This is a genomic window from Streptomyces sp. NPDC048434 (assembly GCF_043200375.1).
Taxonomy (GTDB): Bacteria; Actinomycetota; Actinomycetes; order Streptomycetales; family Streptomycetaceae; genus Streptomyces.
The window spans coordinates 69,434-96,384 of the sequence record NZ_JBICXQ010000002.1 but is presented as its reverse complement, the minus strand read 5'-3'; the positions used below and the strand labels follow the sequence as shown (position 1 = coordinate 96,384).

At 71.0% G+C, this 26,951-nt stretch carries 18 protein-coding genes; 9 read left to right on the top strand and 9 right to left on the bottom strand.

What is annotated here, in order from left to right:
* Window positions 1–93: 93 nt before the first annotated feature.
* The 3 genes from ACGFWI_RS02690 (at window position 94) to ACGFWI_RS02680 (ending at window position 3,427) form a co-directional block, all read left to right on the top strand.
* Complete coding sequence (locus tag ACGFWI_RS02690) at window positions 94–756, top strand: SigE family RNA polymerase sigma factor (RefSeq protein ID WP_393904085.1); 663 nt, start codon at window positions 94–96, stop codon at window positions 754–756.
* Window positions 753–2,456: a hypothetical protein gene (locus tag ACGFWI_RS02685; protein WP_393904084.1), complete on the top strand. Its 1,704-nt coding sequence runs from the start codon at window positions 753–755 to the stop codon at window positions 2,454–2,456. Before ACGFWI_RS02690 ends, ACGFWI_RS02685 begins: the two co-directional genes overlap by 4 nt.
* An 86-nt stretch (window positions 2,457–2,542) precedes the next feature.
* On the top strand, window positions 2,543–3,427 hold the full coding sequence (locus tag ACGFWI_RS02680) for an SURF1 family protein (protein ID WP_393904083.1): 885 nt from the start codon (window positions 2,543–2,545) through the stop codon (window positions 3,425–3,427).
* 44 nt (window positions 3,428–3,471) lie between these two features.
* Here ACGFWI_RS02680 and ACGFWI_RS02675 read toward each other — a convergent pair whose 3' ends face one another.
* Window positions 3,472–3,702, bottom strand: coding sequence for a hypothetical protein (locus tag ACGFWI_RS02675; RefSeq protein WP_393904082.1), 231 nt, complete (start codon window positions 3,700–3,702; stop codon window positions 3,472–3,474).
* On the opposite strand from ACGFWI_RS02675, the gene ACGFWI_RS02670 reads away from it, so the two are divergent.
* Window positions 3,703–4,773 carry a cation diffusion facilitator family transporter gene (locus tag ACGFWI_RS02670; RefSeq protein WP_393904081.1) on the top strand — a complete coding sequence of 357 codons (1,071 nt, stop codon included), beginning with the start codon at window positions 3,703–3,705 and terminating at the stop codon, window positions 4,771–4,773. It begins immediately after the preceding gene.
* A 774-nt stretch (window positions 4,774–5,547) separates the two neighbouring features.
* Here ACGFWI_RS02670 and ACGFWI_RS02665 read toward each other — a convergent pair.
* Window positions 5,548–7,377: a S9 family peptidase gene (locus ACGFWI_RS02665; RefSeq protein ID WP_393904355.1), complete on the bottom strand. Its 1,830-nt coding sequence runs from the start codon at window positions 7,375–7,377 to the stop codon at window positions 5,548–5,550.
* A gap of 261 nt (window positions 7,378–7,638) precedes the next feature.
* On the opposite strand from ACGFWI_RS02665, the gene ACGFWI_RS02660 reads away from it, so the two are divergent.
* Complete coding sequence (locus ACGFWI_RS02660) at window positions 7,639–8,472, top strand: class I SAM-dependent methyltransferase (RefSeq protein ID WP_393904080.1); 834 nt, start codon at window positions 7,639–7,641, stop codon at window positions 8,470–8,472.
* A 414-nt stretch (window positions 8,473–8,886) separates the two neighbouring features.
* On the top strand, window positions 8,887–9,969 hold the full coding sequence (locus ACGFWI_RS02655; protein ID WP_393904079.1) for a hypothetical protein: 1,083 nt from the start codon (window positions 8,887–8,889) through the stop codon (window positions 9,967–9,969).
* 225 nt (window positions 9,970–10,194) lie between these two features.
* Here the strand turns inward: ACGFWI_RS02655 and ACGFWI_RS02650 are convergent, their stop codons facing one another.
* Window positions 10,195–11,487, bottom strand: coding sequence for a cytochrome P450 (locus ACGFWI_RS02650; RefSeq protein WP_393904078.1), 1,293 nt, complete (start codon window positions 11,485–11,487; stop codon window positions 10,195–10,197).
* A gap of 113 nt (window positions 11,488–11,600) precedes the next feature.
* On the bottom strand, window positions 11,601–12,296 hold the full coding sequence (locus ACGFWI_RS02645; RefSeq protein WP_393904077.1) for a TetR/AcrR family transcriptional regulator: 696 nt from the start codon (window positions 12,294–12,296) through the stop codon (window positions 11,601–11,603).
* 683 nt (window positions 12,297–12,979) lie between these two features.
* Between ACGFWI_RS02645 and ACGFWI_RS02640 the strand changes: the two genes are divergently transcribed.
* Window positions 12,980–15,076, top strand: coding sequence for a bifunctional polysaccharide deacetylase/glycosyltransferase family 2 protein (locus ACGFWI_RS02640; protein WP_393904076.1), 2,097 nt, complete (start codon window positions 12,980–12,982; stop codon window positions 15,074–15,076).
* A 202-nt stretch (window positions 15,077–15,278) separates the two neighbouring features.
* The gene (locus ACGFWI_RS02635) at window positions 15,279–16,556 is read left to right on the top strand and encodes an LCP family protein (protein WP_393904075.1); all 1,278 of its coding nucleotides are present in this window, start codon (window positions 15,279–15,281) and stop codon (window positions 16,554–16,556) included.
* Between the two features lie 207 nt (window positions 16,557–16,763).
* Here the strand turns inward: ACGFWI_RS02635 and ACGFWI_RS02630 are convergent, their stop codons facing one another.
* Window positions 16,764–17,213, bottom strand: a complete 450-nt coding sequence (locus tag ACGFWI_RS02630; RefSeq protein ID WP_393904074.1) for a DoxX family protein — start codon at window positions 17,211–17,213, stop codon at window positions 16,764–16,766.
* A 186-nt stretch (window positions 17,214–17,399) separates the two neighbouring features.
* On the opposite strand from ACGFWI_RS02630, the gene ACGFWI_RS02625 reads away from it, so the two are divergent.
* Window positions 17,400–18,617, top strand: coding sequence for an amidohydrolase family protein (locus tag ACGFWI_RS02625; protein WP_393904073.1), 1,218 nt, complete (start codon window positions 17,400–17,402; stop codon window positions 18,615–18,617).
* An 81-nt stretch (window positions 18,618–18,698) separates the two neighbouring features.
* Here the strand turns inward: ACGFWI_RS02625 and ACGFWI_RS02620 are convergent, their stop codons facing one another.
* The 4 genes from ACGFWI_RS02620 to ACGFWI_RS02605 all read right to left on the bottom strand — a co-directional run bounded on the left by ACGFWI_RS02620 (window position 18,699) and on the right by ACGFWI_RS02605 (window position 25,778).
* Complete coding sequence (locus tag ACGFWI_RS02620; protein ID WP_393904072.1) at window positions 18,699–19,223, bottom strand: hypothetical protein; 525 nt, start codon at window positions 19,221–19,223, stop codon at window positions 18,699–18,701.
* Window positions 19,224–19,501: 278 nt separating this feature from the next.
* A complete protein-coding gene (locus ACGFWI_RS02615; protein WP_393904071.1) occupies window positions 19,502–20,260 on the bottom strand; it encodes a glycosyltransferase family 2 protein in 759 nt (252 codons plus the stop codon).
* Between the two features lie 5 nt (window positions 20,261–20,265).
* Window positions 20,266–21,054 (bottom strand): GntR family transcriptional regulator, encoded by a 789-nt coding sequence (locus tag ACGFWI_RS02610; RefSeq protein WP_393904070.1) that lies wholly within the window; start codon window positions 21,052–21,054, stop codon window positions 20,266–20,268.
* Window positions 21,055–21,776: 722 nt separating this feature from the next.
* Complete coding sequence (locus tag ACGFWI_RS02605) at window positions 21,777–25,778, bottom strand: AAA family ATPase (RefSeq protein WP_393904069.1); 4,002 nt, start codon at window positions 25,776–25,778, stop codon at window positions 21,777–21,779.
* Between the last annotated feature and the right edge of the window lie 1,173 nt (window positions 25,779–26,951).

The window sequence follows — 26,951 nt, the reverse complement described above, 5'->3', positions numbered from 1 at the left end:
GGAAGAGCTGGTACGCATGAGGGCATTTGATGCATCGTCAAAAGCGGTGCCTTACGCGTACAACCCTTACAGGGGGAAGCGTGTCCAACAAGCGTGGCAGAGGTACTCGGATTCACCATCGCCCCAGCGGGGGCAGCAGGCGCAACAGTGCGCCCGCCGCGTCCCCTTGCGTCCGGCGGCATGCCAGTGATCGCTCCCTGGCCCACCACGCGTCCCGCGCAGATTCCTCCTCAGCATGGGGACACTGACGACGCGATGGCAGTGGGCACCACAGTCGACCACCTCACCGAGACCTACCGGGCGCACTACCGCTCCCTGCTCGGTCTCGCCGCGCTGCTCCTCGACGACACCGCCTCCTGCGAGGACGTCGTCCAGGAAGCCTTCATCCGCGTGCACTCCGCGCGCGGACGGGTGCGCGAACCCGAGAAGACCCTCGCCTATCTCCGGCAGACGGTCGTCAACCTCTCGCGCTCCGCGCTGCGCCGCCGCATCCTCGGGCTCAAGCTGCTCTCCAAGCCGATGCCCGACATGGCGAGCGCCGAAGAGGGCGCCTACGACCTGCTGGAGCGGGACCAGCTGATCCAGGCGATGCGCGGTCTGCAGCGCCGGCAGCGCGAGGTGCTGGTGCTGCGCTATTTCGCCGATATGACCGAGGCGCAGGTGGCCCAGACGCTGGGCATATCGCTCGGCTCCGTCAAGGCCTACGGGTCGCGGGGCATCGCGGCGCTCCGCGTCGCGATGGAGGCTCCGGCATGAGTGGCACAGCGTTTGGCCGGTACGACCCGTTCGACTCGTGTGGCTCGCCCGACGCGACCCACCCGAGCCACCCGATGACGTCGAGCGGACCGCTCCATCCGATCACTCCGAGCAGGCCGGTCACCCCGGCCGGTTCCAGCAGTCCGAGCACTGCGCTCGACCCGATGAACCGGCGCGGCACACGCGGCAACGGGCCCGGCCCGCTCAACTCGCAGCGTGCGGGCGCTCCGTACGGCCGTCTCTGCGAGGTGACCGGAGCCCGTGGTGCGCCCGGCGAGGCGGCGCGCGGGCCGTATGCGGCGCGCGAGGCGCAGGGCCACCCGGGCGGCGAGCCGGGCGAGGGCCGCCGGCGGGCAGAGGCGTCCGGGCCGGGCGCGAAAGCCTGCCAGGAATCCGGCAATGGCGATGACATCGGTGTCGCGGACGCGGCACCGGCGGACACGCAGGCAGCACCGGCCGGCAGGGACGCAGCACCGGCCGGCACGGGCGGAGCGGCGGCCGACGCCGAGGGAACACCCGCCGGCATGGCGGGAACATCGCTCGGCGGCCCGGACGGAGCGGACGCCGGTGGCGCAGACGCCGATGACGGGGCCGACCACCATGCGTACGGCAGCGAGGCGCACACCGACAGCGCCTTCGGCGGCGGCATGGGCGACGGCCACGGCCGGAGCCACCCCACCGGCGGCTTCGGCGGCGAGGACGACCTGAGGCGGCTGCTGCAGTCCCGCGCGGGCGCCCTCGAACCCGCGCCGGACGCGCTGGATCAGCTGCGCCGCGCGGTGCCCGCCCGCCGTCAGCGCCGTCGGCATGTCGTCCTCGGCGCGGCCGCCGCGCTGCTGCTCGGCGGTACGTCCATCCCCGCCATGGTCCACGTGGTGAACCTCAACGACAGCTCCGAGGAGCGGGCCGCCAACGCGGGAAGCAACCAGCGTGCCCAGGGCCTGAGCGGCGGCACCCACGGCGAAGGCACCGAGCAGGCCGGCCCGCAGCCGACCGAGCGGGGCGGCGAGACGCCCGGCGCGGGCAAGCCGGAGGGCACGGGCAAGGCCAAGGGCAAGAACGGCGCGGGCCCCGGCGAGGGCGCAGGCACCCCCGCCCCGGACGAGACCATGGACGTCACCTCGCCGGCCTGCGGGCGCAACCAGCTCGGGAAGGGCAGCAGCACGGTCGGCGCGGCGGACTCCACGGGCCGCATCTACGGCACGTTCCGGGTGGTCAACACCTCCGGCGCCGCCTGCTCCGTCGAGGGCGGCGGCACCGTCGGCCTGGTCGCCCAGGGCTCCACCAACCCCGACCACATCCATGTCGTCGACCACACATCGGGCGACGAGGCCACCGGCCTGCCCGACCCGGCCACCACCCCTGACCAGCTGGTTCTCAAGCCGGGCGAGGCGTACGAGGTCAAGTTCGCCTGGATCCCGCAGTCCGGCGGCGGCGCCACCGGATGCGTCAATCCCGGCCCGTCGCCGACCCCCGACCCCTCCAAGGACCCGGGGCAGTCCCCGGATGCCGGGGCCACGGCAACGGGCGACGGCGGCGGCCAGGCGGGCGGCGATGAGGGGGCCGGCGGCGGCGCGGCGTCCGGTGGAATCGTTCTCAGCCATACGCCGGAGGCCGGTGAGCCCGCCGCGGCCGACGCGAAGATCACGGAGGCCTGTGCCGGAACGGTGTACCGCACCGAGGCACTGGCGACCCCGTAGCAGCCGCAGCCCAGGTCCTGACGACAGGGCGTGGCCGGGGAGGGGGCGGTGCGGCCCCGCCGCACGGGCCCCGTACCGTTGGTGGTGTGTACCGGTTCCTGCTGACCCCGCGGTGGTGGGGAATCAACGTGTTCGCCGTACTGGCGATTCCGCTCTGCATCTTCATGGGCAGCTGGCAGCTGGGCCGCTTCGAGGACCGCGTCAACACCCACCAGCAGCAGGAGCACCGCTCCGCCCGGGCCAAGACCGCCGCGGCCCGTCCGCTGGCCGACCTGCTGCCCGTCGACACGGTCACCTCCGGACGGCAGGCCAGCGCCCGCGGGCACTACGACACCGGGCACCAACTGCTCGTACCGGCCCGCACCTTGAAGGACAAGCACGGCGAGCGGCAGGGCTTCTACGTCCTCAATCTGCTGCGCACGGACGGCGGCAAGGCGCTACCGGTCGTACGGGGCTGGCTGCCCGGCGACGCCGGCGCGAAGGCCGACATGGCACAGGTGCCCCCGCCGCCCAAGGGCGAGGTGACGGTCACCGGAGCGCTGCAGGCCTCCGAGAACCAGGGCACCGACGGCGTACAGGCCGGCGGCGGGCTGCCGCAGGGACAGCTCGGCATGATCAGCGCGGCCTCGCTGGTCAACATCGTGCCGTACGAGGTCTACGACGCCTGGATCACGGTCACCGACGCCCAGGCGCCGCTGCACGCCGTGCCCCCGGCCGCCGTCGAGGGCAGCGGCCTGGACCTCAAGGCCTTCCAGAACCTCGGCTACACCGGCGAGTGGTTCGTCTTCGCCGGCTTCGTGGTCTTCATGTGGTTCCGCCTCTTCCGCCGCGACGCAGAAGCCGCGAAGGACGCGGCGCTGGGGATCGTGCCGGAGGGGGACGAGGGCGCGCCTCAGGCCGGGGAGCGGCAGTCTCAGGCCGAGGAGCAGGGCGCAGGCCAGGGTGAGGCGGCGCGGGCCGGGCGGGCCTGAACCCCGCCGCGACCCCCTCGCTTCTGCAACGAGATTGCAGCTGGTCAGAGGCCGTACGACGGCAGTAGCTGCAATCGGTTCGGCGTGCCACCGTAGGCCATATGGCAGGCAAACGGACCCACCGGCACGGCCATGATCACAGCCACCGCGACCAGCAGCATGGGCAGCAGCGGGCAGCTGCGGAGGAGGGCCGTGCTGCGGGGGTGGATCGCGCCGCGGACGTGAGCCATGCCGGTCACGTGGACCATGCCGGTCACGTGGACCATGCCGGTCACGTGGACCATGCCGGACACGGCCAGGTGGGCACCGGCCGTCCTCGTCACGAGCACGAGCACGCGCACGGCCCCCGCGATTCCGGCCGCTGGTCGCGGATCCGGCACCGGCTCGCCCACCTCGTCACCCCGCACAGCCATGCCGCCATGGACAAGGTCGATGCCGCGATGGAGACCTCCCGCGAGGGCCTGCGCACTCTGTGGCTCTCGCTCGGCATACTTGGCCTGACCAGCGTGATCCAGCTGGTGGTTGTCGCGCTGTCGGGGTCGGTGGCCCTGCTCGGCGACACCATCCACAACGCCGCCGACGCGCTGACCGCCGTACCGCTGGGCATCGCCTTCGTCCTCGGGCGCCGGGCCGCCAACCGCCGCTACACCTACGGCTACGGGCGGGCCGAGGACCTCGCGGGTATCGCCATCGTGCTGACGATCGCCGCCTCCTCGGCCCTGGCCGCATACGAGGCCGTGGACCGTCTGCTGAACCCCCGCGACATCACCCACCTGTGGGCCGTGGCCGCGGCCGCCGTGATCGGGTTCGTCGGCAACGAATGGGTGGCCCGCTACCGCATCCGCACCGGCCGCAAGATCGGCTCGGCGGCGCTCGTAGCCGACGGGCTGCACGCCCGTACCGACGGCTTCACCTCCCTCGCCGTCCTCCTCGGCGCGGGCGGCGCAGCCCTCGGCTGGCGGGCCGCCGACCCGCTCATCGGCCTGCTGATCACCGCCGCGATCCTCATGGTGCTGCGCGACGCCGCGAGGGAGGTCTACCGGCGGCTGATGGACTGCGTCGACCCCGCACTCATCGACGCCGCCGAGCTGGCACTGCGCGCGGTGGACGGTGTCCGCGGCGTCGGGCAGGTCCGCATGCGCTGGATCGGCCATACCCTGCGCGCCGAGGCCGACATCGTCGTCGACTCCCGTCTGACCGTGGTGCAGGCCCATGCACTCGCCGTCGCCGCAGAACACGCCCTGATCCACGCCGTCCCCCGGCTCACCGCCGCGACCGTGCACACCGATCACACCAGCGAGGGCACTGACCCACATGCCGCGCTGGCACATCACGCCACGGCTTGACCGGGCCCCGCCCCCCGCCCTCCCCGCCCCTCCCCACCACCCCCACCTGCAGCCCGTGCCGGCGGCCGACGCAGGGCACGCCTCCCATGAGCACGCCTCCCATGAGCACGCCTCCCACGAGCACGCCTCCCGTGGCGCCACCCCCCCCGTCCTGGGGGGGCATGTGGCAGCCTCCAGCCGTGGGGCACCCCCGCCCGTGGGAGCCCCACCCACCGGCACCAGGCAGCGTCCGGCCGTGGCGAACCGCTCCCGCGGGCGCCTTGCCATGCCGCGCCCGGGCCGTGGGGTTCCCCCGTAGCGTCCCCCCCACGGGGAGCGCCGCCCGTGGGCAACCCAGTAGCGTCCCGTGGCGGCGGACCGCTCCCTGAGGTTCCCGGCGCCTCCCGTGGCCCCGCTCACGGACCCCGGTAGCGTCACGCGGCGGCGCACTGCTCGCTGGGATTCCCGGCTCCCCATGGCGATCCCCGCCCACGGCCTACCCGGTAGCGACCCGCGGCGGCGCACTGCTCGCTGGGGTTCCCGGCGCCCCCTTGGCCCTGCTCACGGGCCACCAGGCAGCGTCCGGCCGTGGCGAACCGCTCCCACAGGCACGCAGCCGTGCCGCGCCCGAGCCACAGGGCACCCCGCCGTGCCGCACCCAGGCCAGAGAGCACCCAGCCGTGCCACGCCCGAGCCAGGCGGCACCCCGCCGTGCCGCGCCCGAGCCGACGGGAACCCCGTCGTGCCCCGCCCGGTCCACGGGGCGCCCCATCGGCCCCGAACGCTTCTCGGGCTCTAGCTCTTCTCGATCACATGCCGCTGGGCGAAGTCGAGCTCCAGGCGGACCTGCTTGATGCGCTCCTCCACGACCAGGGAGCCGTGTCCGGCGTCGTAGCGGTAGACCTCGTGCGGATGACTGCGTCCCGCCAGCCGCTGGACGTAGTTCTCCACCTGCTGGATCGGGCAGCGTGGGTCGTTGACGCCCGCGGAGATGTAGACCGGGGCCCGCACCGCATCCACATACGTCAGCGGCGACGACGCCTCGAAGCGCTCCGGGACCTCCTCGGGGGTGCCGCCCAGCAGGGTCCGGTCCATCGCCTTGAGGGCTTCCATCTCGTCGTTGTACGCCGTGACGTAGTCCGCGACCGGGACCGCCGCCAGGCCCACCGCCCAGGCCTCCGGCTGCGCACCGAGCCCCAGCAGCGTCAGATAGCCGCCCCATGAGCCGCCCGCCAGCACCAGCCGCTCCGGATCCGCCAGCCCGGACGAGACCGCCCACTCGCGCACCGCGGCGATGTCCTCCAGCTCGATCAGCCCGACGCGATGCTTGAGCGCATCCGTCCAGGCGCGGCCGTAGCCGGTCGAGCCGCGGTAGTTGACGCGTACGACCGCGAAGCCGTGGTCCACCCAGGCCGCGGGGGACGAGGCGAATGCATCGCTGTCGTGCCAGGTCGGTCCGCCGTGTATGTCGAAGACCGTCGGGAAGGGACCGTCACCCGCCGGCTGCTGCACCAGCGCGTGGATACGGCCGCCGGGTCCCTCCACCCATACGTCCCGCACCGGCACCGACCCGGGCGCCTTCATGCCGGGCGGGTCCAGTACGACCTCGCCGCTCGTCGACCGCACCTCCGGGGGCTGCGCCGCCGACGACCACAGGAATTCCACCGTTCCGTCCGGCCGCGCCGTCGCACCGGAGACCGTGCCGGCCGGGGTCTCGACCCGGGTCAGCCGCGGGCGGCCGGTCGCAGCAGCCGCGTCGGTGGCACCGGCCGGAACGTCGGCGACGCCCGGCTCGCCCAGCTCGTAGCGCCACAGCTCGCTCCGTGCCTGGTACTCGTGCTCCACCAGCAGCGCCGACCCGTCGGGATACCAGTCGGCACCCACGTCTCCGGGCAGGTCTATCTCCAGGGCCGTCTCCGTCCCGGTCAGCGGATCCCAGATCATCGGCTCCCAGCGGCCCCGCCGCTGGTGCCCCACCAGCAGCCGGGCGTCCCCGTCCACCGGTGCGAAACCCATCACCGACAGGCCCAGCTCCTCGGTCCCGCCGTTGGTGTCGTCCAGCTCCGCGACCGTGGAGCCGTCGGGCCGTACGACACGGATCGCGGAGTGCATCGCATCGCCGTGCTCGGTGTGCTCCAGGGCGATCAGCGAGCCGTCGTGCGAGAGATCGCCGACGCCCGCCGACTCGCGGTGCCGGTAGATCTCCACCGGCGCTTCTCCCGGCCGTACGACATGGACCGTCGAGCCCTCCTCGTCCGTGGAGCACCCGACGACCGCGGTCCCGTCCCGGCCGATCGCCAGTCCGCCCGGATACGAGGCGGCGAGCCCCGGGGTGGCCGGCTCATCCGGGCCGCCGGCGAACGGCTGCCGCATCCAGACGCCGAACTCGTCCCCGTCGGTGTCCGAGAACCACCAGACCCACTGGCCGTCCGGCGACAGCGTCCCGTCCGTCGTGCCGTTCGGCCGGTCCGTGGCCTGCCGCTGACTGCCGGTCTCCCGGTCCCAGGCGTACAGCTCGAAAGTGCCGGTGGCGTTCGAGACGAACAAGGAACGGCCCGGGGCGTCCTCGGCCCAGTCCGGCAGCCCGATCCGCGGCGCACGGAAGCGCTTCTCCCAGTCCGGCATCGCGGTGTCCGCGACGCTGGAGTCTGCCGAGCCTGTCGAGCGCGCCGAGCCTGTCGAGTCCTTCGTCGCCCCGCCCGTCACCGCTGTCGGATCGGCCGCGGCCGCGCCCGTCCCGGACGTGTCGTGGGTGTCGGTCGTCGAAGGGGTCGGAGCGCTGGCGTGGCCTGGGTCTGCGGTCGTCTCGTCAGTCATGGGCCCATTCTGCGCCCGGCGCAAGAATTCCGTTGGCGAGGGTCACCGGGCTGTGGATAACTTCGCCATATGCGAAGACACACCGGCCCGGATGACTGGCGGGACAGCAATCGCGCGAAGTGGGACGAGCGGGTCGCCATCCACACTGCGAGCGATTATTACGACCAGGACGGATTCCGGCGGGTCCGCGACGTACTCCGTGACTTCGTGGTCGCGGAGGTCGGGGAAGTCACCGGCCGGTCCCTCCTTCACCTCCAGTGCCACTTCGGCCAGGAGACCCTCTCCTGGGCCCATCGCGGCGCGGCCCGCGTGGTCGGCCTGGACTTCTCCGAACCCGCCATCGACGCCGCCCGCGAGCTGGCCGCCGAGTTCGGCTACGGCCCGGACCGCGCGGCGTTCGTCGCCGCCGACGTCTATGACGCCGCCGAAGCCGTCCCGGACACCGCGTACGACATCGTCTACACCGGCATCGGCGCCCTGAACTGGCTCCCGGACCTGGAGCGCTGGGCCGACACCGCCGCCTCCCTCGTCGCTCCCGGCGGCTTCCTCTACCTCGCCGAATTCCACCCGCTGTGCGACGCCCTGGACGACGAGACCGGATCGCGCGTCGTCCACGACTACTTCAGCCGCGACGCGTGGGTGGACGAAAGCCCCGGTACCTACACGGACTTCGGCGCACCGACGGTCAACAACCGAAGCGTCGAATGGCAGCACCCGCTCGGCGATGTCGTCTCCGCCCTGGCAGGTGCCGGCCTGCGCATCGACTTCCTGCACGAGCACGACATGACGATGTTCCAGCGCTTCACCGCACTGCGCCGCGACGATGACGGCTTCCACCGCTTCCCCGGCGACCGCCCCCGTATCCCCCTCATGTACTCGCTGAGGGCGAGCCGTACCTGCTGACGACAGCCGTATCCGCTGATGGCAGCCGTACCTGCTTGCGGACGAGGCCCGGTACCTGTCCAGGTCCGGCTGGGGTGTGGAGGTCCGCCCGGCCCCGTCATCCGCCCGCTCCCCGGGGCGGCTAATCTGTCGCACCGGCCCGTCCAGAGGGCGCCGGCGCGAGCCCGCCAGGCCGGACCGGAACCCGGCCGACCGGACGGGAAACCGCCCGGCGGGACCGGAACCCGGCCGACCGGTCCGCACCCGGACCGACCCGGACCCCACCCGGACCCACCCGGACCGACCGGGACCGGACCCCGACCGGCCAAGGCTTTCCCAACAGCCCCGGACCGACCGTCGGGCGTCGGGCAACGGGCGACGAGCGACAACATCGCGTGGTAGGCACCACGCGACACACATCAACGGGGGTTATTCATGCGCGTTCCCATACGTATTGCCGGTGCCGCGAGTGTCAGTGCGCTCATGTTGCTGGCCGTCGGGTGCGCCGGCGGACCCGGCGCGGGCAAGGCGAAGCCGGGGGCGACGGAAGCCGTCACGCCCGCCGAGCCGCTGCCGATGAAGGCCACACCCCGCCCGGCCACCTGGACCGGCACCGACCACAAGGCGCACCAGCTGCGGATCACGCCCACGCGGCTGGCCCGCGGCTCCGACTCCGACCTGGCGCACATCCAACTGGACGACGAATTCAAGGGGATGGTGCCGTACTACCTCACCTTCTCCTACACCAACACCGGCAAGGACACGGTGAGCGACGTCTCCCCGGAGCGGAACTTCTCCGTCAACGGGGCCGACGGCCAGGCCGCCGAGCAGCTCTCGCTGTTCCGGAGCAATCCGATGGCCACCGACTCGGGCCTGCCGCCCGAGTGCCGCGAGAGCGGCAAGGCCAAGCTGGCGCCCGGCGCCTCGGCTGCGATCTGCGGGATCTTCATGCTGCCGAAGGACGGGCAGCCGGCGACCGTCTCGTACAAGGACGACGGCGGCGACACCCTCATCTGGCGGGTCGGCGGTGGCAAGGGCGGCGCGTCCGCCGGGGTGCTGCCCGCGGGCAAGCCCGCCGACGGCATCACCACGGACAGCCGTAGCCGCCCCGTATCGCTGCGCATCACGCCGAAGGGGGTGCGCACCGGCTCCCTCGCCGACCTGAGCCGCTTCGACCTGGACGCGGACGAGAAGAAGCTGGTCCCGTTCTACGTGACGATGCAGTACCGCAACAGCGGCAAGTACGACCTGCTGCCGAGCATGAGCGACGGAGTGGCGCTGCGGACCGTGGGCGGCCGGACCGTGAAGAAGCTGACCCTGATCGACATCGGCGGCCCCGGGGTCAGCCAGTGCCCCGAAGCCGTCCCGCACAAGATGGTGAAGCCGAACGGCACGGTGACCGAGTGCTCCATCCACCTGCTGCCGAAGGGCGACGCCCCGGCTGCCGTCCTCTTCGACGGCGAGGGGGAGGGCAGCGAACCGGTCACCTGGCAGGCGTCGGCGGGCAGCGGCAAGTAGCGACAACAGGCGAGGTCCCCAACCGGACCCGTACGGGACGGCCGTCGCGCACGGGTCCCGGTAGGGAGTACCGGCGTCCCGCACGGGTCCGGTAGGTGGTACCGGTCCGCCGTACGGGCACCACGGGACCCCTTACCTCCTGGGGGCGTGACCGCCACCTTCTGGGGCATGACCCACTACCTCCTGAGGCCGTGACCCCCTACCTCCTGGGCCCGTGACCCGCTCTCACCCCAGCCGCACCGGCAGCGAGTTCAGCCGCCAGTTGCCCGGCAGCGGCGTCCGCTCCAGACGTTCCGGTGCGATGCCCAGCGACAGCTTCGGGTAGTGCGCGAGCAGTTTGCCGAAGGCGACTTCGCCCTCCTGCTTGGCGAGTGTGGCGCCCAGGCAGTAGTGCGCCCCGTGGCCGAAACCCACATGGTTTTCGGCATGGCCCGCGGGATGGCGGGTCAGGTCGAGACGGTCGGGGTTGGTGTAGTGGCGGGGGTCGAAGTTCGCCGACACCAGGACGAGTTGGACGGCATCGCCCTTGCGGACCGGTGTGCCGGCGAGGTCGACGTCGGCGCCGGCGTAGCGCAGCTGCGTCATGTGCACCGGCCCGCACCAGCGCATCAGCTCGTGGACGGCACGGGGGAACAGGGCCGGGTCCTCCTGGAGCAGGCGCAGCTGGTCGGGGTGGGTGAGCAGCGCCGCCGTGCCGTTGCTGATGAGGTGGGCGGTGGTCTCGTGACCGGCGAGGACGAGCGTGAGGATCATGGTGACCATCTCGACGTCGCTCAGCCGGCCCCCGTCGTCGTCATGGGTACGGATCAGCTCGCTGAGCAGATCGTCGGTGAGCGCGCCGCGCCGCTCCCGGACCATCCGGTGGATGTGCTCGATCATCGCCGGGAACGTGGTGCCGAGCCGGTCCGGCTCCATCGAGATGAGGTCGGCGCCCCACTCCCGCCACTGCGGGCGATCCGCTTCGGGTATGCCGACCAGTTCGCAGATGACGGTGATCGGCAGGGGGTAGGCGAAGTGCCGGATGAGATCGACGACGCCGTCCTCGGCGTGCTCGGGGAGCCGGGCCAGCAGTGTGTCGGCGATCTGCTCGACACGCGGCCGCAGGTTGGTGATCTTGCGTGCCGTGAAGGCCCGCGACACCAGACGGCGCAGCCGGGTGTGATCGGGGGCGTCGTAATTGAGAATCGAGCCGAGCAGATAGACGCGGAACTGCTCGGGGAGGCCGAGCATGTCCATCAGCCTGGTCAGCGGGTTGTCCTCGGCCGAGTAGTCCAGGGGCGGCGACGCCGGATTGTTCACGAACCGCTGGTCGCGCAGGACTTGGCGGACTTCCTCGAACCGCGTCACCAGCCAGACCGGTGAGTCGTCCATGAACCGGCCCCGTACGACCGGGCCCTGCTCACGCAGCGCGCCGTAGCCGGTGAAGGGGTCGGTGAGCAGCGCCGGGTCCATCACGTTCGGCTCGCCCGGGTGTTTCCCGACGTGTGCAGCGAACGGAGAGGTGGGTAATGCCGACATCTTTCGTTCTCCTCCGGGTTGGGAGTCGTTCCGGGAGTCGGGGAAAGCGGCTGCGGAGCGGGGCTCGAAACGGACTTGCGGTGCCGGGACCGGCCGCCGCCGTGGCGCGTGGATCAGTCACGTACCTGCCGGCGTATCTCGCGCGCGGTGAGCTCCCCGAACTGTTCGTAGAGCGCGATGACCTCCGGCGCCGCGGCGGCTGCGGCCCCCTGCCCGGGGGACGTTTCCAGTGCGCTGCGGACCGTTCGGGCGAGTATGTCGGCGCGTACCTCCGGGGCGGCCGGGGCGCGGCCGACGAGCAGGGCCTCGCCCGTGAAGAAGCCGGTGGCCATGGCCATCAGGGCGTATCGCTGGTGGTGTACGTCGAGGTCGTCGCGCACCAGACCGTGCCGGCGCAGCACTTCGAGATGGCCGAGCACCATCCGGTCGCCTTCCACGATCAGCTCGGTGAACTCCTTCTTCGCGGTGTCGTTGAGCCGGCCGAGGACATCGGCGTCGTCGGTGTACACGGCGCGCAGCACCGGCTCGTCCAGGAAGTCGCAGAAGTGCCCGCGCAGCATCCGGCTCGGCAGGATCTCCAGCGGGTCGGCGCGCATCCGCGCCAAATGCCGCTGATGACTGCGGAATTGCGTCTCCAGCACGACGGCCAGAAACAGCGCGTCCTTGGTCTTCCAGTGGAGGTACACCGTGCCCTTGCCGACCTTCGCGCGCCGGGCGATCTCGTCGATCGTCACACGGCGGTAGCCCCAGGCGAGCAGCAACTCCCCGGCCACCTCAAGGATGCGTTCGCGACGCTCCACCCGATCCACGGCCGTCCCCCTCTGACTCTGTGACCAGATTTCTCATCCGGTCACACAGTCAAAATTAGGTCCGGCGGAACCGGCGGATAAGAGCTTTTCCGGCCAGGAGTCGTGGCGGCGCGATCCGCCGCGCCCGCGCCGCGATGAGGCGGCGTCAGGTGTTAGAACACTCTCAGGGCGGGGTGGCGGAACCCGTCGAGGCGGAGGCCGCAATACCGGGCAAGACGCCCGAAGGCACGCCTCTGACCTGGTCATACGTAAGCGGGGCGCAGTGCCGGGAGCGTTGCGCCGGAGCCTTGTCACACCGGCGAGAGATCTTGGAAGTACTCCCCTGCCCCGGATAACTGATGAGTACACTCGCCGACCATGTGTGAGGCCAGTCGGAACCCAAAACGCCAAAAAATACGCGTTTCTCAGCCATGTGCCGATGCTTCGGGCCGGCACGGAAAGGGCCTGCGGAACCCGGCCGCCGTTGTCGGATGCGCTCCCCAGCGGGCGTCCGCCGCTGACGACGGACGGGTCCCGTACGGGCGGGAGGCTCCGACGAAGAGTGCGGCGGAGGCCTCGGCCGCCGACGCGCTCCCGTGGTCCCCCGCCCGCGTCGCGGCGGCCTCGGCGACAGCCACCGTCCCCACCACCCCCGCCCCGAGACACCCCACACCGGCCGTGGCCGGGCCCACCTCGGCCACGACGTGAGGCGCCGGACCAACCGGGGCAGGCATGCGCAGTCCCGTGACCCGCGCGGCCATTGGCTGCTGCTGAGCCTCTTACTTCCGCTGGCGTTCGGCGCCCTGCTCTTCGAGGGCTGGACCAACCACGAGGTCGACGCCGCCAAGACCCGGCGCGACTGCACCGAACCCGTGCCGACGGCGGTGAGCCAGGGCGGGCCGGTGGTGCGCCTCAACGGTGACACCGTGAAGTCCGCCGGGATGCCCGCCCGTACCGTGGCACTCACCTACGACGGCGGCCCCGACCCCGTGTGGACGCCACGCCTGCTCGATCTGCTGCGCAAGCACCATGCGCACGCGACCTTCTTCCTGTACGGCGCCCAGGCCGCCCAACACCCGGACCTCGTACGGCGCATCCGGGCTGAGGGCCATGAGGTCGGCTCGAACACCTACACCGGCGCGGACATGGGCACGGCATCGCCCCTCCGGGCCCGGCTGGAACTCTCGCTCACGCAGAAGGCGCTGGCGGGCACGGCGGGCATCCACACGAATCTGCTGAGACTGCCGCAGACCACCGCGGTGGACACGATGTGCGGCGCGGAGTGGAAGGCGGCCCGGCAGGCCGGCGCGGAGGGCTACACCCTGGTCGCCGCCGACCGGTGGTTCCGTAAGCCGTCGCAGGGCGTGATCCGGCAGTTCAGCCAGACCGACACCGCCTACAAGGACACCGAGAGACTGCTCAACAACCCGAACGTCCAGAAGTTCACCACCGTGACGTACGGAACCGGGCTGGCCGCGGCCGAGCAGCCGGTCTCCGCCGTCGAACGAGGGCTGGGCACGGCCCTGGTCTGGGCCAAGGCCGCCGGGTACGCCTTCGTGAACGGGATGACCTGGGTGCTGGGCATCGCCGGGGCGCTGGGAGTGCTGCGACTGGCGTCCCTCGTCTTCTTCGCCCGGACCCATGTCCGGCGGCTGACGCGCTTCCGCCCCGGCTCCCCCTGGCTGCGGGAGGTCATGGAACCGGTGACGGTCCTCGTGCCCGCCTACAACGAAGAGGCGGGCATCGAGTCCACCGTCCGTTCGCTGCTCGCCTCCACCCATGCGCAGCTGCAGGTCATCGTGATCGACGACGGGTCGACGGACGCCACGGCGGACCTCGCCGCCCGGATCGCCGACCCCCGCGTGGAGGTGATCCGCCAGGTCAACGCGGGCAAGGCGGCCGCTCTCAACACCGGCCTGAGCCGTGCGCGGTACGACATCGTGGTCATGGTCGATGCCGACACCGTCTTCGAGCCGGATGCCGTCTACCGGCTCATCCAGCCGCTCGCCCACCCGGCCGTGGGCGCGGTCAGCGGCAATACCAAGGTCGGTAACCGGCGCCGTCTGCTGGGCAGATGGCAGCACCTGGAGTATGTCTTCGGGTTCAATCTCGACCGGCGGATGTTCGAGGTGCTGGAGTGCATGCCGACGGTCCCCGGTGCCATCGGGGCCTTCCGCCGGGACGCGCTGATGGGCGTCGGCGGGGTCAGTGAAGAGACGCTCGCCGAGGACACCGACCTCACCATGGCCCTGTGGCAGGCGGGCTGGCGGGTGGTCTACGAGGAAGCCGCGATCGCCTGGACGGAGGTGCCCACCTCGCTGAGCCAGCTGTGGCGGCAGCGCTACCGCTGGTGCTACGGCACCCTGCAGGCCATGTGGAAGCACCGCCGGGCCGTCATCGAAGTGGGCCCGGCCGGACGCTTCGGACGGCGCGGGCTGAGCTACCTGGCCCTCTTCCAGGTCGCCCTGCCACTGTTCGCGCCGATCGTCGATGTCTTCGCCCTGTACGGGGCGCTGTTCCGCGGTCCGGTGCTCTCGGCCGCCGTGTGGGTCGGCTTTCTCGCACTCCAACTGGCCTGCGCCGGATACGCCTTGCGGCTCGACGGCGAGCCGGTGAAGTCGCTGTGGGCGATGCCGTTCCAGCTCTTCGTCTACCGACAGCTGATGTATCTGGTGATCATCCAGTCCGTGGTGGCCTTCCTGCTCGGCACCAGACTGAAGTGGCAGCGCATGCACCGCTCCGGCACCGCCGCCCAGCACATCGGCCAACCGGTCGCGTACCAGAGCCTGTCGTCGAGATGACCGGCACCCGAGCCCCTGGGGGTGCCCGCCCGGCTCGGCGCCGTGCGGGCCCCGGGCACGGACCGGGGCCCGGGGCGCGGCCGGCGCACCCGGGGCGGGCCGCCCCTCGCGCCCCGCAACCGGCCCGCACCCGCGCCCCGTTCGCTTGTGCAGAACTGAGCACTATTTGGTGAAGAGGACATGACAGTGCAGACTTCCGCGCATGACTGATTGGCTGGACGGGCCGCCTGATCACCGGCATGGCGGCGAAGCGGACACGGCGCACCTCAGTGCCGGACAGGCGTGGCGCCAGGGCGAACACCCGCCCCAGATGCATCCGGCACGGTCGATGAACAGCCCCCCGCGCACCGCCCGTTCGCCCGCGCCGGCGCCGCCGGACCGGTTCGGCGGGCCCACCGGCAACACGGGGCGCGCGGTCCGCACCGGCCGCCGTACGGGCCCCGACAACGGCCGCACCGGCCGCCGCCGGCGCGCCGCCGGCCGTTCCCCCCGGCGCCGCCGGATCACGCGGACGGCGATCGTCCTGGCCACCGTGCTGGCCGTCGGGTTCCTCGGCACCTACGTCTGGGCCGACACCCAGCTCAACGACGAGGTCGACCTCGGCAAGATCGCGGACCGGATGCCGCAGGGCCGGGGGACCAACTACCTGATCGTGGGCTCCGACAGCCGTGTGGGCCTCTCCGAGCAGGCCAAGAAGGATCTGCACACCGGCGGCTCGGCCGACGCGGGCCGCCGCACCGACTCGATGATCCTGCTGCACACCGGCGCCAACGGAACCACGATGGTGAGTCTGCCGCGCGACTCGTGGGTGACCATCCCGCCGTACATCCGCCCCGACACCGGCAGGCACTACCGCGCGTCACAGAACAAGCTCAACGCGGCGTTCTCGTTCGGCGGCCCCGACCTGCTCGTCCGGACCATCGAGCACAACACGGGCATGCACGTCGACCACTACACGGAGATCGGCTTCGCCGGCTTCGTGGGCATCGTGAACGCGATCGGCGGCGTACCGATCTGCCTGGACAGGGACGTCAGGGACGAGAAATCGGGCGCGAACCTGAAGAAGGGCTGCCACACCCTCGACGGCCGCACGGCGCTGGCCTTCGTCCGCCAGCGCCACCAGGAGGCCAAGGGCGATCTGGGCCGGAGCCAGAACCAGCAGAAGTTCCTGGCCGCACTCGCCCGCAAGGCCGCCACCCCCGGCATCCTGCTCGACCCGACCAAGGTCTACCCGACCGTGAGCGCGGGCCTCGGCACGCTCATCGTGGACAAGGACACCGGCCTGCCCAGCCTCACCTCGCTGTTCAAGGCGATGAAGGGCGTCACGGCGGGCGACGGCAGGCGGCTCAACGTCCCCGTGTCGAACCTCGCCTTCCGCACGCCGAAGGGCAGCGCCGTGAAGTGGAACGCGCCGAAGGCCAGGCAGCTCTTCACCGAGCTGAGCAACGACCGTCCGGTGACCGTCGACGACAAGAACTGACCGCCCGCCCGCCACCCGGCGTTGCCCGACAGCTCCCTTCGACGCACAAGGCGCCCTGGCACCGGCAACGTCCGGCGCCCCGGCCGCCCCGTCCCAGGGGCGCGGACCGACGCACGGCCCGCTCGCGAACCGAGCGCCGTCGGCCGCCCGCGGAAGCCGCCGGCCGGCCGGCGGCCGCCTGCCGCCGTCCGGAGCCGCCGACCCCGACTACAGAAACAGCCCCCAGGCGCTGTCGAGCGACCAGCTCTGCCAGCTCATGGCGAGCAGCCCCGTCATCGAGATCAACGCCATCATCAGGTTCTGCCCCTGCTCCGCCCAGTCGTGGATCATCAGCACGAGGTAGATCAGGTTGAGCACCGTCCCGGCGACCAGGGCTATCGGCGTCAGGAACCCCACGATCAGGCCGAGGCCGAGAGCGAGTTCCGCGTAGGCGACGAGGTACGCCATCAGGCGGGGGTGGGGCTTCACGAGGTGGTCGAAGCCTGTGCGGACCGCAGGCCAGCGGTGTTCGGCCGCGATGCCGGCCGCCCACCGGATGCCGCCGCCGGTGAACCAGGTCTTCTTGTCCTTGTGGCGCCAGCTCTCCAGCCACCACAGCCCGAGGCCTATGCGGAGGACGGCGCACCACTCGGCACCGCTGAGCCAGATCGTCTGCATGCTGCCCCTCGTCTCATCAAGCTGAACTGACGATGTGTCAGTTCAACGGACGCCGTGCGATACCGCAAGGGGTGGAGTTCCCGGCCTTGCCTTGCCGTCGCAAGGGCGAGCCCATAGCCTCGAAACTGATGGGTCGTCAGATTCCGTTCCCGGCGTGACACACCGGCGGGCAGTTGGGGGTACAGCGTGATCAGCAGCGAGAGCGGCACGGCAGAGCTACCCAAGATCATCAGCGTGGACGATCACGTGATCGAGCCCGCGCACCTCTTCGAGACCTGGCTCCCGAAGAAGCACCGCGACAAGGGGCCGAAGCCCTTCACCGCCGGCATCGGTGAGCTGGCGTACGTCGGCGGGAAGTACCGGTTCACCACGGACCCGGACGGCCAGATCACGGACTGGTGGGAGTACGAGGGCCTGATCTTCCCGTACAAGCGCATCATCGCCGCCGTCGGCTTCTCCCGCGACGAGATGACGCTGGACGGGATCACCCGGGAGCAGATGCGACGCGGGTGCTGGGACCCCAAGGCCCGGCTGGCGGACATGGACCTCAACCATGTGGAGGCCTCGCTCTGCTTCCCGACGTTCCCGCGCTTTTGCGGGCAGACCTTCGCCGAGGCCGAGGACAAGGAGGTCGGGCTCGCGTGCGTGCGGGCGTACAACGACTGGATGGTGGAGGAGTGGTGCGGGGACAGCGGCGGCCGGCTGATTCCGCTGTGCCTCATCCCGCTGTGGGACATCGACCTGGCGGTCGCCGAGATCCGGCGTAACGCCGCCCGCGGGGTACGGGCGGTGACCTTCAGCGAGATCCCCACGTACCTGGGGCTGCCGTCCATCCACTCCGGCTACTGGGACCCGTTCTTCGCGGCATGCGAGGAGACCGGGACCGTCGTGAACATGCACATCGGCTCGTCGTCGCAGATGCCGGCGGCGTCCCCGGACGCGCCGCCCGCCGTGCAGGCGTCCCTGAGCTTCAACAACGCGATGGCCTCGATGATGGACTTCCTCTTCAGCGGCGTGCTGGTGAAGTTCCCGCGGCTGAAGCTCGCCTACAGCGAAGGCCAGATGGGCTGGATCCCGTACGCCCTGGAGCGCGCCGACGACGTCTGGGAGGAGCACCGGGCCTGGGGCGGGGTGAAGGACCTGATCCCCGAGCCGCCGTCGTCGTACTATTACCGGCAGATCTTCTGCTGCTTCTTCCGCGACAAGCACGGCGTCGCCTCGATCGACACCGTCGGGGTCGACAACGCCACCTTCGAGACCGACTACCCGCACGTCGACTCGACCTGGCCGCACACGAAGCAGGTGGCGGCCGAGCATGTGGCGGGACTCCCCGAGGACGTGACGTACAAGATCCTGCGCGGCAACGCCATCCGGATGCTGGACCTTCCCTTCGACCGGGACTGACCGGCCGCACCACGCGCAGCCGCCCTGTCCGGCACCGTGCCACGCCGTGGTGTGGCGGTGCCGGACAGCGGCGGTGAGCGGCTACATCCAGCCCGCGGCCCCGGCGGCGGCGACGGCGGCCGCCTCGGTTGCCTCCGCCTCGGTATTCAATGCCTCTTTCCTGCCCAGTCCCTCCCTCCCCGCGGCTTCCCCGGCAGCTTGGGATGCCTTGAGGGCAGCGCCGTACGCGGCCTCGGAGAGCTCGCCGGCATCGTGGGACCGGGCTATCCGGGCAGCGAGCACGGCAGCAGCAGAGACGTTCCTCGCGTGGCGGGCGTCCGCGGCGGGATCCGGGGCACTCCCGGCGAACGCGGTGAGGGCCTCGGCGGACAGGCGGAGGGCGTTGGCGGCCTTCGCGGCAGCCTCGGTGGGTACGGGTACGACGTGGGCCCGGTCCTCCTCGACGCCGGCATAGCGGCAGGCCGCCCGGACGCGGTCGCAGGCGCTTCGGGCGCGAGCGGCGTGCCTCTTCCTGAGGGCCTCCTCGGCGCTGCTCACCGGCGTTTCCCGGGGTGAGGCGACGTGGTCCCGCGACATGCCCTGTTGCTCACCTTTGGTCTCGCTCATTGCCGTCCCCTTGTCTGTAAGAGCGACAGTGCTGCGTGATGGGCCTTTGCTGTGGGCCTCGGGGCTGAGTGTGCGAGGGCCACGCAGAAGGTGCCGCGAAGGGTGGCACGTTGGGCAGCAACAGACCAGAGCGGTGCTCAATGCATCGCACGGACGGTGGGTCCCACGCCATGTTCGCGAGGGAATGCCTCGCAGCCGGAGGCAGGGGCGGAAGACCCACGAGGATCTCCTGATACCCGTCGATCGACAGTGCTGATCAATCGGCCGTGCCGTGCCGGTCAATCGGCAGCCGGATAGCGCCACTTGAAGTGTGCGAGCTGCCGCGCCCTGGCCTCCACGACGGCCATGCGGGCATCCCGCTCGGCGGCGTCGGTGTGGGAGGCCTGACTGGTCGCCTGGCCGGGCCACTTGCGGTAGTGGAGGCCTACTTCGGCGGAGAACCAGCCGCGGCTCGTGGCGTTCAGCGCGAGGAGCAGCCCGGTGTCCTCCGACGCCGGGAGGGCCATCCAGCCGCCGAGCGCGAGGACCAGGTCGCGGCGCATGAAGAGCGTCGCCGGGTGCACCGGGGCGCGAAACCCGTTCGCCTTCCAGCGGTCGAGCACGGCTCCGCGCTCGACCGGCCCGGGCTCCGGGTCTCCGGGGAAGCCGGCCGTGGAACCGTCGGGAAGCAGATCGAGGGCGCGCGACGTCGCCCAGCCGATGCTGCTGTCGCCTTCGAGGGCGGCCAGGTCACGCGCCAGCGCGCCGGGCGTCAACTGGTCGTCGGCGTCCAGGACCTTGATGTACTCGCCGTCCGCCTGCGACAGGGCGATGGTGCGGGCGACACCGGGGCCGCCGGGCCGTCCCTGCCGGAACGTCACCCGCTCGTCATCGGGAAGGTGGGGAGCGACCTCGTCGCTCTTCCCGTCCTCCTGGACGACCCAGTGCCATTCCCACCCCTCGGGCAGTTCCTGCCGGCAGATCGACCGGTACGCATCCGGAAGGAAGTGCGCGGACGGCGCATGAACGGCGGTGACGATGATGATGCGCCGGCGCACGGCACTCACCACCTTTCCAGGGGAGTGGTGAACAGCATTTCCGTGCGGTCGCCAGGCAGGATGACATGGGAGACGTCGACGACCCGGTCGTTGATGTCGATCGAGGTCTTCCGGAGCACGAGTACCGACGTCCCGGGCGGCAGCTCCAGTTCCTCCGCTTCCTCGGGCGTCGGCGGACGGGCGGTGACGCGCTCCTCGACGCGGTCCAGCTCGATTCCGACGGTGTAGAGCTGGCTCTGTGAGCCCCCTGGCCACGGTTCCTTGGCCGTGTCCAGCAGGTCCGGGTTCGTCGCGATCAGGTCGTGGACGAGGTAGGACGTCACCAGGCTGAAGGGGGCGCTTTCGGCCGCGTACCGGGTTCTGTAGCTGCGTTCGAGGAGGGTGGTGCCCTCCGGGAGCCCGAAGGCCTCTGCGAGGCCCTGGTCCGCCGTGGTCTCGCGGTACGACACACGAAAGACGAGGTCGTCGACCTCCAGTCCGGTCTCGTGCTCGGTGGCGCCGGTCTGGGCCCGCTCCGCCAGAGGCTGACGCGCCCGACCCTTCTCCCACTGATGGCGGAGGTTTGTACGCAGCGTGGAGGTGCGTTGTCGGCGGACGAAATTGCCGCGCCCGTGGTGCTTCTCGATGAGGCCTTCGTCGCGGAGCGAGCGGAGCGCCTCGCGGATGGTCGGCACGCTGCGCCTGAACCGTTCGGCGAGCTTCGACTCCGCCGGCAACTTGTCCCCGGGTCTCAGCTCACCTGCACGGATGGCTTCGCGGAGCTCGTCCGCGATCCGCTCGTATGCCACTGCCATGGGTGCTCACTGTTCCGTTCTTCGGCGCCCTGGCCGGCTGGCCGGCCGGACGGCTCCACCTTACGACTCCTCAAGAGGTGTTGATGAGTGGGGCCCGTCTTGGACACCCGGGCCGAACTCCATACCGGGCATTGTTTCTTCAGTAGGGGTGACGGCGGCCGCACCACGACCATTTCGCCCCGGCCGAGTCCCGACGGGATCGGCACCCTGGCGGACCGGAGACAGTCGGCTGACCCTGTGGTGCCCAAGAAGGCGAAGAGGCCGATTGCCTCCATACGGGCCCCTTGCCCCGCCGTATCGAAAGCGCCTGGCAATTGCCGGTCCAGGGGTGGACGGGCGGACGGCAGCAGTCACCGGCGGCGAGGCCTTGTCACGCACGCCAGGGAGTGTGATGAGCGCTTTCGCGCGGCGCCCCTCTTTGCGTTGTTCGCGTTCTCCACGATGTTCACGAAGTTCACGTAGTTCATGTTCTGCGCAGGGCATGGCATGAAAGAGCCCGACCGCTGGCGACGGGGGATGCACCAGCGATCGGGCTGCAGCCAAGACTAGCAAGGCTGCCTGCGAGACGGGGAGTCAACTGCAGAATTCTTGTGCCGGGTTGTGATCGGAGTCACCTGGCGCGGGTCCGGCAAGGGGAAACGGAGAACCAAGGGCGCGGCCGAGCCGACCGGCGGCATCCCGCCCGATGCGCGGACGCATGCCGCTGGTTGATCCCGGCTTCGTTACTTGCCGCACGGCGGCGCGTACGAGAGGTGGGGCAGATATTCGCGCCATTTCTCCGGTGTCAGAACGCCTCGAGTGGTCGAGCAAATGCGTTGAATTGCCTCGTCGGCATCCAGGTTCCACAGCCGGACGGTACCGGCCCCGCTCGATACACCGAGCATGTGGTTCTTGGGACTGAACGACAAAAAATTGCCCGTCTTGGCGTTGGGGCTCGTCGATTGACCGATGGGAGCGGCCTTGGAAGGGTCCGCGACGCGCCAGAACCGGACCGTGGTGTCACTGCCGCCGCTCGCCAGGGTGCGGCCGTCCTTGCTGAACGTCAGCGAGACGACCGCTTCGGTGTGGCCCGTGAGAGGGGATCCCAGCCGGGTTGCCTTGCGGGGATCGGCCGTGTTCCAGAGCCGGACGGTGTCGTCGTCGCTGCCGCTGGCCAACGTACGGCCGTCCGGACTGTAGACGAGCGCGTTGACGGGTCCCAGGTGCCCCGTGAGGGGCGCGCCGAGCGGGCTGACATGACGGGGGTCGGCCGTCTTCCAGAGCCGGACGGTGGAGTCCGCGCTGCCGCTGGCGAGCGTGCGTCCGTCCGGGCTGAAGACCAGGGAGTTGATGTAGCCCTTGTGTCCGGTGAGCGGTGCGCCGAGCCGGGCGACATGGGACGGGTCGCCGACGTTCCACAGCTGGATGGTGCGGTCGCTGTAAGCGGTCGCGAGCGTGCGCCCGTCCGGGCTGAAGGCCAGCGCGCGCGGGCCCATGAACCGCGTCCGCAGGGTGACGGGCCGGCCGTAGGGGACCGGCCGGGCCGGGTCGGTGACGTTCCACAGATACACCGCCCGGTTCGCCGTCAGCACCGCGAGGGTGCGGCCGTCGGGGGAGAACGCCAGCGAACGATCGCCGGCGTCCGCGTGCATGAACGGTTTGCTCAGCGACCTGGGCCGGTCGGAATGCTGCACGTTCCACAGCCGGATCCGCCCATCGCGCGCGGCCGTGGCGAGCACCCGCCCGTCCGGGCGGAACGCTCCGCTTCGGCCGATCATGTCTGCCGTCGGAATCGACCACAGCCGGACCTTGCTGTCGCCGCTCCCCGTGGCGAGGGTCCGACCGTCCGGGCTGAAGCCCACGGCGTACATCTCACCGCTGCCGCCCGCGAGGGGCTCGCCGACCTGCGACGGATATGCCGGATCACTGACGTTCCACAGGCTCGCCGTGCTGTCGGCGCTGCCGGCGGCGAGCATGTTTCCGTCGGGGCTGAAGGCCACGGACCACAGAGGACCGGTGTGGCCGGTCAGTGGTGCGCCGAGCGGTGCCGCGTGACGTGGGGCGGCCACGTCCCAGAGCCGGATGGTGTTGTCCGCGCTGCCGCTGGCGAGCGTGTGGCCGTCCGGGCTGAAGGCCACCGAGTGCACCGTGCCCGAGTGGCCGGTCAGCACCCTGTCGATCCGCTTCGGATGACGCCGGTCGGCCAGGTCCCACAGCCTGATCTTGTTGTCGTCGCCACCGGCTGCCAGCGTCCGTCCGTCGGGGCTGAGCGCCACGGAGCGCACGGCGGCCGTGGGGCCGGTCAGGGCACCGCGCTCCTTCGGCCGGTGCGGGTCGCGGATGTCCCACAGACGGACGGTGTGATCCTCGTCGGCGGAGGCCAGCGTGTGTCCGTCGGGGCTGAAGGCGAGCAGGTAGACCGTGCCGGCATGGCCGGTCAAGGGCGCCCCGAGCAGGTGTGGGTGGCTCGGATCCCGCACGTCCCACAGCCGGATCGTGCCGTCGTCCGAAGCGCTGGCAAGAGTGTGTCCGTCCGGGCTGAAGACAGCGGTGCTCACCCAGCTCGAGTGGCCGGTGAGGGGCTTGCCCAGGGGTTTGGGGCGCTTCGGATCCCGCACGTCCCACAGGCGAACGGTCCGGTCGTAGCTGGCGGTGGCCAGGATCCGCCCGTTCGGGCTGAACGAGGTGAGGTAGACGGCGCCGGTGTGGCCCAGCAGCGGCGTGGCCAGCGGCGCGTTCACGATCGAGATCAACCGGTTGTTCGCGCCCTCGTCGTCGGGCCGCAAGCCGTGCGCCACCAGGTCGAGTTGAGCCGACAAGGACGGATCCGTGTACTGGGCGCGATCGGTTTCGGCCAGCACCTGCTCGAAAACGGTGTCGTCCCGCTGCTGCCACGCGACCACCGCCGAACCGACAGCCAGCATCGCCATGACGACCAGAGCCGCCACCGCACCACGGCTGATCCAGACCGTGCGCCGGCGCAGTCTGACCGAAGCGGCCAGGAATTCCACCGCGCTACGGGTCAGAAAGGTGTCACCGGCGGATTGCGCCCAGGTGCGGGCTTGTTCCAGACGGGAACCCCGGTAGAGCAGCGACGTGTCGCGGTGTGAGCCCTCCCAGGCCCTGCCGTCCTCCTCCAGCCGCTGGCGCAGCAGGTTGCCGTTCCTGTCCTCGTCGATCCAGTCGCGCAGGCGTGGCCAGGCGTGGAGCAGCGCTTCATGGGTGATCTCCACCGCGTCCGCGTCGAGTGTCACCAATCGGGCGTGTACCAGCGCTTCGAGCGATTCCTCCGTCTTGCCGGGGTCCGTCGACTCCTCCGCCAGTTGGCGCCTCGTCCCCCGTCTACGGGTGGCCTGGGTGTCCTCGCCCAGCCGGACCAGCCGGAGGAGCAGCAGCCTCGCGGCCGTGCGCGCTGTCGGGTCGAGGCCGGTCCAGGCCCGCTCGGCGGTCGCCGCCACCGCTCCCTGGATTCCGCCCGCCGCGCGGTAGCCGGCCAGCGTCAGCCTTCCCGCCTTCCGCCGCTGCCAGGTCGCGAGCAGGGCGTGGGAGAGGAGCGGCAGCACCCCCGCGTCGTGCGTCCCGCCGGGACCGTCGGCGCTCACCTCCCGGACGATCAGCTCCGCCAGCCCCGGTTCGAGTTCCAGGCCCACGGCCTTGGCCGGGCCGGTCACCGCTTCGCGCAGCTCGGTGGCGGTCAGCGGCCCGAGCACCATGTGCCGGTGCTGCAGCGCGTCGGCCAGTTCGGGATACCCGAGGCATTGCTCGTAGAAGTCGGCGCGTATGCCGAGGATGACGCTCACCGGGGGCGGGCCGCCCGAGTCGGCGGGCGTACACGCGGCGTGGAGGAGCTGGATGAAAGCGCGCCGGTCCGCGTCGTGGGAGCAGAGGGTGAAGGCCTCCTCGAACTGGTCCACGATGACGACCGGACGGGCGGCGGACGATGTCCCGCGCCCCGCCCATGCCGCGGCGGCCTCCCTCGCCGCCTGCGCGAATTGCGGAGTACCGGGTTCCGTCGCCGCCTGTTCCTCCGCGGCGGAGACGACAGGCGCAAACTCGGGGATCCGGCGGGTCAGCTCCGCGAGCGGATCGCCTCCCGGCACGAGCTGCACCACTTCCCTCTCCGGGCTGTTCCCGTCGCCCGGTGCGCCGTTCTGCAATGCGGGCATCAGGCCGGCGTTCAGCAGGGAGGATTTTCCTGCCCCGGAGGCGCCCACCAGCATGACCAAGCCACCCGCGGCCTCCGTCGCGCGAAGCTGAGCTGCGAGGGCGTCCGTACACCGCTCCCGGCCGAAGAACCACCGGGCGTCCTGCTCACGGTACGAAGCCAGCCCTCGGTACGGGCACACACCGGGGACGGCCGGGGCTTCGGCCCGGGAGCCTTCCTCCTCTTCCGCGGGTGCCGCGGCGCGGTCGCCGACCGCGCGCTCCCACAGGCGCTGCCACTGGGCCAGGTCGTACAGGCCCGTGGACACCGGCGCGGGCCGCAACCGCCGTGCCTGGGGGATCAGGATGTGCAGCACCGCGGTGAGGGCGGTGAACTGGGCAGGCACGTTCTTGGCCCGTCGCCAGTCGCTGATCCGCTGTACGGACACCCGCACGGGCCGCCCTCGTTCGTCGACCCGCTGCAGCCGGACGACCGCCTCGGCCACCTTCTTGAGGGGAGGGTTGCCGGCCTCCTTGTACAGCAGCGCGAGACGTTCCGCGAAGGCTGTGCGTGCCCCTGAGTCGGAACTCAAGGCCTCCACCCCTTACTCCCCCCGCACCTGGACATCCGGACCGGAAAACTCACCTTATCTGGCTGACCTGCGGTTAAGCCCTGTCCCCGAGGCCGGAATCTCCTCGGCGGGAGCCTCAGCTGGCAGGATCACGTCGCAGCAGCGCATCAACCGGGCACCACCCGGACAGGCCACCAGCTCAGCGCTCGGAGGCACAACTCTTGACGCACGTTCCCGGTCATCTTCCACCACAGTTACAGGTCGGTGTCGACGGTCTCGGCGCATGAATCCGAGAGGACCGCCACCCGGTCCCGTCGGACTCCCGTCGCATCGACCACGAGTCCGGCCTTTCCTCGATCCGCGCCGGCACGGCGGCGGATCGACCCAGCCCGCGCCGTCGGTACCGGTCCCCACGAGGGGAGGGACCGGCACCGAATGGCGCGACGCCCGGACGAGCTCGCTGAATTGGGAACCTTGCACCAGGCAACCCAAGACCAAACACAGTGCTTCTCGGCCTTGCCGTGTGACCACTGTGCGGTGCGGCCTTGCCTGTTCTGACATCCCGATTCACCAGGGGGAGCTTCCCCCCACGGGGGGGGCTTCCCCCACAATGAAGCGATCACGGACATTTCGGGTGCTGGCCGTTGCCGGCGCCGTCGTTCTGAGCGGCGCGGCCACCACTCCCGCCGCGCACGGCGAAGCCTCCGCGCCCACAGCCACGACTGGTCGGGCCCGCGGAACTGCCTTTCGACCAGCGGAGAGTCCGGCTCTCCGAACCCCGGCGAAGTGACCACCTCTTGAACGAACCCGCCCAAGAACCGGAAGACGGCCACCGTCCACATCTCGGCACCGGACGATCACTACACCATCAAGGCGAAGTGCTCCGACGGCCAGATCTTCGGAGGTGCCGGGTCGTCGCTGTCTGTCCCGCAGCACATGAGCGCCAGGACGATGCGATATAGCCCGGTTTGCGCGGACGTTGACGTGCACAACGGTGGACGACCTGCCCGGTGAACCGGTCGAGCGGACGCGTCGTCAGTCCCTTCTCCGGTCGGACCGCACCCGTGCTCGACGTCGCAGCCCCCGCGGCCTTCCGGGCCGTCGCACCCTCGCTGCCACCGACGCCGACGGAATGACGTCGGACACCGCCGGCCTTCCCGCCGCGACGGCCCTGACCACTCGTGGGTTGAGGCATACGCACAA